Genomic DNA, 931 nt, shown 5'->3' on the forward strand with positions numbered 1-931 from the left:
GAAATAGGCCGATGAGATGTCGCCCGAGGGCGCGATCGTCGGCTTGACGACGTCGAAGGTTCCAGGCCGGATCGCAAACAGCGACACCAGCCCCATGTCTTTCGTCTCGACCGCCATCTCGACGCTCGGACCAAAGCGGGACGGATAGATCTGCACGTCGCGGACCTTCCAATCCTTGGGCAGCGACGGCATGACGATGGCGGTCGCGGCGCGAATCTCGCCGGCGTTGTAGTTGGGCGCCTCGGGCTGCGACGGCATGCTCTCGCGCACCAGCGTGGTCCTGTGGGCCCGCACTGCGTCGTCGACATAGGCGGGCGGCTGCGGCGAGGCGACGACCTTGGTCACCGACATCGGCCCGATGATACCGTTCGCCAGCCACCCGGCGGCGACGAAGACAGCAACCACCGCGGCGCGCTGCAGCACACCGAAGATGCGGCCGCGGGCAAGCCCCCTCTCCAGCCGCCGCGCGGCATCGGCGGTCGCGGGCCGTGCCATACCTTTGGAGCCGGCAAGCGCCACGCGCAGTTCATCGCGGGTCCTGAGATCCGACATCACGCGCGCCGCCGCCTCCGGGCGAGCGGACAAGAATGCCTCCACCTCGATGCGGCGGGTGACGTCGATCTGGTCGTCGACATAGGCGTCGAGGTCGATATCCGTCACGGGATCGACAGTTGCGGTCATGAAGGGCCTCCAACGATCCTGAGGTGGTTTTTTGCCTTCGCCGGCTCCTCCATCTCGCGCAGCGCGGCGCGCGCCCTGCCGATGCGCGACATCAGCGTGCCGAGCGGCACGCCGCTGGCATCGGCGGCCTGCTGATAGGAGAGGCCTTCGATAGCGACGAGGTGCAGCGCTGAACGCTGTTCTTCCGGCAGGCTGAAAAAAGCCTGGCGCACCTGCGCCAGGCGCACCGAATGTTCCTGTGGTGCCGGCG

General features: G+C 67.6%; 2 protein-coding genes. Both read right to left on the bottom strand.

The genetic code is table 11. The features are described 5' to 3' along the window. The coding region (locus EN884_RS37145) for an anti-sigma factor (RefSeq protein WP_164895471.1) at positions 1-681 on the bottom strand (681 nt) is incomplete at its 3' end. After that, positions 678-931, bottom strand: a 254-nt coding sequence (locus tag EN884_RS37150) for a sigma factor-like helix-turn-helix DNA-binding protein (protein ID WP_281034872.1), incomplete at its 5' end; no start/stop codon positions are given. The genes EN884_RS37145 and EN884_RS37150, both read right to left, overlap by 4 nt.

It is taken from the genome of Mesorhizobium sp. M7A.F.Ca.AU.001.01.1.1 (assembly GCF_004022735.1).
In the GTDB taxonomy this organism is placed as follows: domain Bacteria; phylum Pseudomonadota; class Alphaproteobacteria; order Rhizobiales; family Rhizobiaceae; genus Mesorhizobium; species Mesorhizobium ciceri.